Below are 7,797 nucleotides of genomic sequence, written 5' to 3'. Positions count from 1 at the left end.
GCACCTCCGTATTTCTATGCTACCACGCCTTGGAATAGGACATTTCTATTTTGCATATTTAGGACATTATCACTTTGCGGTTACACCTTGCCTTATCGTATCCGTTATGCAGATACTGATTTGCATAAATATTTTTTCCGGCTTTTTCTTTTATTAACCCGGCTCCCTGTATTTTATAAAAACAGCCGGTCTAAACCTGCCGCAATTAGCATTTATTTTTACAACCCTTCTTTTTCTCTTAATAAGTTCCCTATTACTTATAAATGCCTTCTTAATCATATTGGCCGCCAATCTCCATGATAAAGTTTCACAGGACGCAATAAAACGCAGTAAAAATAGTTTTACTGTTTATAAATAGCTTTCCGCTCTAATTCTTACTATATTTCCGCTAATATAGTGCAGTTTTAAGTTGACACCCTGCCCTTATTTCCTTATAATATGCAGACAAAATCTTGTTTTTGTATTTAAAAACATTAAAACAAGTGAAAAATTAATATAAATGGAGAATAATTATGTCAAAACGCACTTATCAGCCCCACAAGAAGAAAGCAAAAAGAAAACACGGATTTTTAAAGAGGATGTCAACGCCTACAGGCCGCAAAGCGGTTAACAGAAGAAGGGCCAAAGGCAGAACCAAAATGACTTCCTGCACCAAATAATACTTTGAGCTTCAAGAAAAAACCTCCCGCAAGCCCGGATGTAAACAGGGCTATAAAAAGAGGGGTTAAGCACGGCAATAATTGTTTTGCGGTATTTGCCGTGCCCTGTTCTGATACAAACAGCGCCAAACCGCGGCTTTTTACGGCAACCATAAGCAAAAAGTTCATTAAAAAAAGCGTTGACCGCAACCTTTTAAAAAGAAGAATACGCGGAATATTCGCAAAGAATTCCGCTGTCTTTGAAGGCAAAGACGTTGTGGTAATGGCGCGGTCCGGGTCGTCCGGGCTTAAAACTTTTAAAGAAACCGAGGACAACCTCCTCTCTTTATTTAAACTTTACGGAAAAACAAAATGAAACACATTTTTATTTTTTTAATAAAGGCTTATAAAAAACTGATTTCCCCGCTTCTGCCCAAATCGTGCAGATTTTATCCCACCTGTTCCGAATACGCCATGGAGGCGCTGAATAAGTACGGGGTAATTAAGGGCGGAATTAAATCCGTTTACAGAATATTAAGATGCAATCCGTGGAATAAAGGCGGCATAGACAGGCCTTAAAAGGTCAATACAATTTTTGGAGGATATATGAACGATAAAAATTCCAGGCTTATAACATTCATAATACTTTCAGCCATAATACTTTTTGGATATAATATGCTTTTTATGCCCAAACCGGCCGCTAATCAGCCGCAGGAAACCGCGGCAGTCTCGCCGGCTACACAGGCGTCACAGAACGCCCGGGCAGTACAGCCGGCCGCGTCCGGCGCCGAAACAACAACAGCGTTAAAAACAAACACGCCTTCGGTAATAAAACCTTTTGAAGAAAAAAAATACGTAATTGAAAACACCCTTGCCCGTGTAAGCTTCAGCGACCGCGGCGCGGTTGCCATAGGTTATGAATTGAAAAAATTTACGGCAGGAAAAGAAAATGACGAAGTGCTTGAACTTATTCCCAACAAGGCTTCTTACTCTTACCTTGCGCTTAACCAGGCGGCAGGGCAGGATTTAACGGCCATCAGATGGAAATATGACGGCTCTTTAATAGGCGACAACGGTTCCATAATAACCTTTTCCACGCCGTTGTCCGACGGCGTGACAGCAGTTAAAAAGTTCATTCTTGACGCGGAAACTTACGCGCTTACAACAGAAATAATATTTAAAAATTCCACGTCAACGCCTAAATCAGTAAAAGACATGCAGCTTATGTGGGGCCCAAACATACATTTATTGCCTTCGGAATTTCAGAAAAACAAGGACGGCATGTACGCTTTTAACCGCGTACATTACCCGCAGGGGCGCGAACTGAAAAAAGTGGAATTAAAAGCAAATATTAAAGAGGATAAAATAACAAACGTAGGCGTTCCGGATTACATTGTAATGAAAGACCTTTATTTTATGTCTTCTTTCAAACCGGCAGAAAAGACAACATATAAAAGCGCGCTGATAAAAGAATACAAAGGCGGCTTTGGTTTTATAGCAATAAACTTAAACGACGCGCTGATAGAACCGCGTTCAGAAGTAACTTCATCTTTCGTGTCATATATAGGCCCGCAGGAATATAAACGCCTGAAGAAATTCGGAATGGAAAGGGTGGTTGACCTGGGCTGGCCGCGCTTTTTAGGTCTTTGGATGTTTTACGCGATGGACTTTTTTCACAAACTTACAAAAAATTACGGCGTTGCAATCCTTCTGCTTACGCTGCTGGTAAGGCTTATACTGTGGGTGCCTTCACAGCACAGTTTTAAACAGATGAAAGACACGCAGAAAAAAATGACCATAATCAAACCGCGTATAGAAACACTTAAAAAAGTGTATAAAAACGACTCCCAGAAATTAAACGAAGAGACTATGAAACTTTATCAGGAATATAAAATAAACCCTCTTGGCGGCTGCCTGCCCATGCTGATACAGATGCCCATTTTTATCGCGCTTTATCAGATGCTTATAAACATGGTGGAATTAAAAGGCGCTTATTTCGCACTCTGGTTAAAAGACCTTTCAAAACCGGATCCATTCTTTGTACTTCCAATTTTCATGGGTGTTTCCATGTTTTTTCAGCAGAAGATGACATCCACAGCCACCCCGGTAACGGACGAATCCGCGGCTATGCAGCAGAAGATAATGCTGTGGGGTATGCCCATATTTTTAACTTTTCTTTCTTTCAGCTGGCCTTCGGGGCTGCTGCTTTACTGGTCAATGTCAAACCTGCTTGGAATAGCCCAGCAGCTTATGGTTAATAATTCAAAAAAAGCCTGATATGGCGCTGCATATGAGCGGAATAAGGAAGGTTTCAGGAAAAATATCTGACGCCGTGGCGGATTTTATTAAAGATGAAGATGTGCCGCTTGACCGCGTGTCAGTTAATCTTATAAACGAAAAAGTTTTTACGGACAGAATTGAATATACCGTGGAACTGTTTAAACGGGAAAACTCTTTTAAAAAAAATCAGCCGGCTCCCCTGCCCGCGGTGCAGTCCGCGCTTGAAATGCTTGGCACACTGCTGAAACTTTCGGGAACGGCTGAATTTTCCCTTAAAGAAGACATTACCCCTGACAGCGCCGTGATAAAAATACACACTCCTTTTAAAAACGGGCTGCTTATAGGCAAAGACGGGCAGAATATATCAGCCCTGCAATATTTAATATCCACCGCGCTTGAACAAAAGTTCAGAACCCGTTTCCCTGTAATACTGGACATAGACTCTTACAGGGAAAAACACAAACAGCGCCTTATAAATACAGCGTCAACAATGATTACAAAAGCGCAAAATTACGCGGGAGAATGGCTTACGGAGCTTATGCCCTCTTTTGACAGAAAAGTTATTCATGAAGAATGCGCGTCAGCCGGAATAAAAACTTTCAGTATTGGCAGGGGCGTTTATAAAAAAGTTGTAGTGACTTCATTATTATAGCGCTTTACACGCGCGTTTTTTTGGGTGGTTTATGGAAAACAGCACAATAGCCGCAATTTCAACATATCCGGGAAAGTCCGCGCTTGGCGTTATACGCGTAAGCGGCAAAGATACTTTTTCGATAATCTCAAAAATAGTCCGTTTTTCTTCCGGTATGCCAATAGACAAAATTCAGCCGCGCGCCCAAAATCTAGCCGGACTTTACGACCAATCTGATTTTCTTCTGGACAAACCGCTTGTAACTGTCTTTAAAGCGCCAAATTCATATACAGGCGAAGACATGGCGGAAATATCATGCCACGGAAGCCTGTTAATCCTTCAGTCAGCCATGGAAGCCCTGTGTCACTTTGGCGCCCAGCCCGCGCTGCCGGGTGAATTTACAAAAAGGGCTTTTCTAAACAATAAAATGGATCTTGCCCAAGCTGAAGCGGTGTCAGATATTATTGACGCGGATTCAAAAGCTTCCCTTAAGCTTTCACTTTTTCAGCTTGAAGGAAAAGAATCCGGCGCCATTACCGCTCTTAGGGAAAAAACAGCATCGCTGCTGTCTTCACTGGAGCTTGAAATAGATTTTGCCCATGAAGACACCCCCAAACTTGATTCAAATGAGGCATTAAAAAAACTATCTTTAATAAATGCCGGCATAGACGCGCTGTTAAAAAACGCGGATCTTGGAATTATGATTAAAAACGGGGTGCGCTGTGTTATTGCGGGAAAACCCAACGCGGGTAAATCAAGCGTTATGAACGCCCTTTTAAGAAAAAACCGCGCAATAGTGACAGGCCTTGCAGGCACCACCAGGGACGTCATAGAGGACCGCTTTGACCTTGAAAACATACCCGTCAGGCTGTTTGACACGGCAGGTATCAGGCACGCGGAAAACCAGGCGGAAAAAGAGGGCGTAAACAGGGCTAAAACCGCTTTAAAAGAAGGTGATATTATATTATTTATAGTTGACGGCTCGCTTCCCCTTACAAATGATGATATTCATGCCTTTAAAGAAACTGATGGCAGGCCTGTGATTTTATGCATTAATAAAAGCGACCTTGAACAGAAAATTACCGCGCGGGACGCGAAGGTTTTTCTTGGAGCTAATGACGCAGCCGAAACCGTAAACATTAACTGCGTAAAAGAAGGCGGAATAATACCCTTAACAAACGCTCTTAAAAATATTATAATTGGAAGCGGTAATACGGCTTTACTTGACGGAATACTTGTTGCCAATTTAAGGCACAAACAGGCGCTGTTGGAAGCGCGACGCGCGCTGAAAGATGCCGCAGACGCTTTTTCAAAGAACCTTTCGTTTGAATTCGCCGCGTCTGACATTAAACACGCCGCGGCATCGCTTGGCGGCATAACAGGTGTTATAAGTACGGAAGAGATACTGGAATCAATATTTTCCGGATTCTGCATAGGAAAATAAAAAAAAGGCGGGCCAATGAAACGACTGCTGATTACATCGCTTATATTTTTTTCAATACTTGGGATTATTTTTATAACCATACAACATGGCCGTCATAAAAAAAAGGCCAATCACCTTACCGCGGGGACGCCGTATGTCTCTTTTCCAATAGGATATAAAAACGGCTCCGCTGTTGAACTTAGCGGTTTTACCGGCAGGTCAACAGTTGTGCTTTGTTTTATGGACAAATCCATAAATTCGGAAAAATTAAAGGGTTTACTTAATAAAAACCTGCGTGGTTTTATAAATGACTACCCGAAACTTTTATGGTTTAATATCGCTTTAAACGAAAAGACCGCGGAAATATCAGAAATTAACAACATTTCTCCCAGGTATATTTTTTCCTTAAACGACCTTCCAAAACAGTATGACCTTAATGTAATGCCTGTTATTTACGTAATAGAAAAAACAGGCACTATAAAGATGATTTACAGGGGTTTTTCGCCCACAGTAATAAGCGACCTTGCCGGAGTTTTTTAGTGTCAACCAAAATCAAAAAAAAAATGGATTTTGCGGTTGCCATTCTTTCCGTATCATGTTTATTCGCGCTTGCCGGCCTGCTGCTTTTATACAACGCTTATCATAAAAAAATAGCCGTCACCTGCGCCGTCAACCAGCTTGAATTCACCGGCACTCTTCCCTCTATAATAACAAGCGGGGATAAACTTATAGCCCCGATACTTCAGGACGACCCTATGTTTAAAAGGTACAAAGTTACAGGCCATTTAAAATGCGATTTTTATGAAGACTATATTTCTTTAAGGTCTGTAGCCATAAATTTAACCTCAGGCGGCGCTTCCGTGAAACTTTCGGAGATAATTGACGCAAGGACACGCAAATGAAAAACAGCCACATTATTCTTATCTGCCTTATTTCTTCTTTTTCGCTGGTCACTGCTTTCTATTTTATGCGCTTTTTTGCCGCTGATTCAGATTTAAACCGCGACTTAAAAGCGGATGAATTTTTCAGGGCAACAGCAGCCTGCGTGACTTCTCTTGATACCACGCAGCAATCCGCGGTTTTGGACGCGGCTGCTGTTATGAATATACCTTCACTTACAGATTCAGGCGAACCGGCAGCCGATAAAACAGACACTTTTGTGCTGCGTTCGGGTGAAGATTCTTTATCTGTTTTTATCAAACCTTCTCCCGCAAGTTCAAGGCCTGCCGCGTCATTTACTTATCCTTACCTTCATGGCATAAAATTCGGTTTTACGGGAGATTTATTTTACACGCTTAGGACTTTCAGGGGCCACGAATACCTTCACAATTACCGTATAAAAAAAGGGTGTATTATGACGCCGCAAAAGGAAAATAATAATGCGCCTTAAGATACTTACAATAACAGCTTTATTTTTTGCTTCCCTGAATTTTCTTATGTTCGGGCTTGGCATAAAATCACAGGCGGAAGCGGCGGCTTATTATGACAAGGCCAGACTTGAACGCGCTTTAAATTCCGGATTTGCCGTGGCTTCAAACCTGTTTGAAGACGCCGGCAGGCTTTTAGTATCCGGAGATTTTACGATTAACGGGTGCAGGGTTTATTACGAAGCGGGGCCGGTTGACAGCCTGACAGCCAAGATTTTTGTGACTGCGGCCCTTAACGGCAAAATTTTGAAATCGGAGTATTTAAGAAAACTTTAGTTATCTATAAACAAAAAGGTTGTCCCTGTGAATAACTTCCGTGTAATAATTGTCTTTCATTATCTTCTTAATTTCTTCTTTTTTTCTTCCTTTGATTAAATTGACGTCCTCTGAAGAGTAATTCACGACACCCTTTGCTATTCTTGTGCCTGCTTTATCCTCTATTTCCACAGCGTCGCCAAGCGAAAATTTTCCGTTTACAGCGGCTATACCCACCGCAAGAAGGCTTTTACCCGAATCTAAAAGCGCTTTTTTGGCGCCGTCGTCAATTATTATATTGCCCTTAGCTTTTAACGTCAGAAGAATCCACCGTTTTTTGGATTCTGCCCTGTGCCCTTTGCGCACTATCAATGTGCCGGTGTTTTCACCGCCGGCAGATTTAATCAGCACGTTTTTTAAATTTCCGTTAGCTATTATAAGAGGAATTCCCGCGTGGTTAAGGTTACGCGCCGTTTCAAGTTTTGATAACATCCCGCCGGTGCCCCCCGATGTAACGCCGTCTGTTTCCACCTCTTTTATTGTGGCTTCAACATCTTCTATAACTTCTATCTTTTTTGCGCCGCTGTATCTGCCGGGATTTTTGTCATACACTCCGTCAACAGATGTCAAAATCGCCACAAGATCCGCGTTTACAAGGCTGCCTACAATTCCGGCAAGCGCGTCATTGTCCCCAAACTTTATTTCTTCCGTTGCCACGGTATCATTTTCATTTATTATGGGCACCACGCCCCATTCAATAAGCTTTAAAAGGGTGTTCCTTGCGTTCATGTTTCTTGCTTTATCTTTTACATCGTCGTGATTTAAAAGAATCTGGGCGACTGTCACATCATTATCCCTGAAAAGTTTTTTATAACGGTTCATAAGGACAGGCTGCCCTATGGCGGCTATGGCCTGTTTTTCCTGAAGGGTAAACTGCCTTTTTTGCATGTTCATCCGGATAAGCCCGGAACCGATAGCACCGGATGATACAATTATCATCTCTTTTCCGGCTTTGCGCAGTTCCACCACCTGGCGGACAAAATCCTTAAGGAAAGTTTCCCTTAATCCCTTTTCGTCAGCTATAAGATTTGTCCCTATTTTTACCACTATCCTGTTGTACATGTTTTCCTCTTTATTTTTAAC

Annotated in this window: 11 protein-coding genes; 10 read left to right on the top strand and 1 reads right to left on the bottom strand. The window is 42.0% G+C overall.

From position 1 onward, the window contains the following. The first annotated feature begins 512 nt into the window (after positions 1–512). From rpmH to JXR81_01070, 10 genes are read left to right on the top strand one after another with little or no spacing between them, the layout of a single operon-like run. The gene (rpmH, locus tag JXR81_01115; GenBank protein MBN2753442.1) at positions 513–659 is read left to right on the top strand and encodes a 50S ribosomal protein L34; all 147 of its coding nucleotides are present in this window, start codon (positions 513–515) and stop codon (positions 657–659) included. A gap of 4 nt (positions 660–663) precedes the next feature. Further along, complete coding sequence (rnpA, locus tag JXR81_01110) at positions 664–1,014, top strand: ribonuclease P protein component (GenBank protein ID MBN2753441.1); 351 nt, start codon at positions 664–666, stop codon at positions 1,012–1,014. After that, positions 1,011–1,217, top strand: a complete 207-nt coding sequence (gene yidD, locus JXR81_01105) for a membrane protein insertion efficiency factor YidD (protein MBN2753440.1) — start codon at positions 1,011–1,013, stop codon at positions 1,215–1,217. Before rnpA ends, yidD begins: the two co-directional genes overlap by 4 nt. A gap of 27 nt (positions 1,218–1,244) precedes the next feature. Continuing rightward, positions 1,245–2,915: a membrane protein insertase YidC gene (yidC, locus tag JXR81_01100; protein ID MBN2753439.1), complete on the top strand. Its 1,671-nt coding sequence runs from the start codon at positions 1,245–1,247 to the stop codon at positions 2,913–2,915. A gap of 13 nt (positions 2,916–2,928) precedes the next feature. Beyond that, the gene (locus JXR81_01095; protein MBN2753438.1) at positions 2,929–3,570 is read left to right on the top strand and encodes a KH domain-containing protein; all 642 of its coding nucleotides are present in this window, start codon (positions 2,929–2,931) and stop codon (positions 3,568–3,570) included. A gap of 31 nt (positions 3,571–3,601) precedes the next feature. Next, positions 3,602–4,993 carry a tRNA uridine-5-carboxymethylaminomethyl(34) synthesis GTPase MnmE gene (gene mnmE, locus JXR81_01090; GenBank protein ID MBN2753437.1) on the top strand — a complete coding sequence of 464 codons (1,392 nt, stop codon included), beginning with the start codon at positions 3,602–3,604 and terminating at the stop codon, positions 4,991–4,993. A gap of 15 nt (positions 4,994–5,008) precedes the next feature. After that, on the top strand, positions 5,009–5,512 hold the full coding sequence (locus JXR81_01085) for a hypothetical protein (GenBank protein ID MBN2753436.1): 504 nt from the start codon (positions 5,009–5,011) through the stop codon (positions 5,510–5,512). Then, a complete protein-coding gene (locus JXR81_01080; protein MBN2753435.1) occupies positions 5,512–5,874 on the top strand; it encodes a hypothetical protein in 363 nt (120 codons plus the stop codon). Before JXR81_01085 ends, JXR81_01080 begins: the two co-directional genes overlap by 1 nt. After that, on the top strand, positions 5,871–6,362 hold the full coding sequence (locus JXR81_01075; GenBank protein ID MBN2753434.1) for a hypothetical protein: 492 nt from the start codon (positions 5,871–5,873) through the stop codon (positions 6,360–6,362). Before JXR81_01080 ends, JXR81_01075 begins: the two co-directional genes overlap by 4 nt. Further along, the gene (locus JXR81_01070; GenBank protein ID MBN2753433.1) at positions 6,352–6,675 is read left to right on the top strand and encodes a hypothetical protein; all 324 of its coding nucleotides are present in this window, start codon (positions 6,352–6,354) and stop codon (positions 6,673–6,675) included. Before JXR81_01075 ends, JXR81_01070 begins: the two co-directional genes overlap by 11 nt. On the opposite strand, the gene proB is transcribed toward JXR81_01070, so the two are convergent. Next, the gene (proB, locus tag JXR81_01065) at positions 6,676–7,776 is read right to left on the bottom strand and encodes a glutamate 5-kinase (protein ID MBN2753432.1); all 1,101 of its coding nucleotides are present in this window, start codon (positions 7,774–7,776) and stop codon (positions 6,676–6,678) included. It abuts the gene before it with no gap. Positions 7,777–7,797: the final 21 nt, after the last annotated feature.

Source organism: Candidatus Goldiibacteriota bacterium, from assembly GCA_016937715.1.
Classification (GTDB): domain Bacteria; phylum Oederibacteriota; class PGYV01; order PGYV01; family PGYV01; genus PGYV01.
Note: the sequence above shows the minus strand (reverse complement) of the source record. Positions and strands in the feature narration are given on the sequence as shown.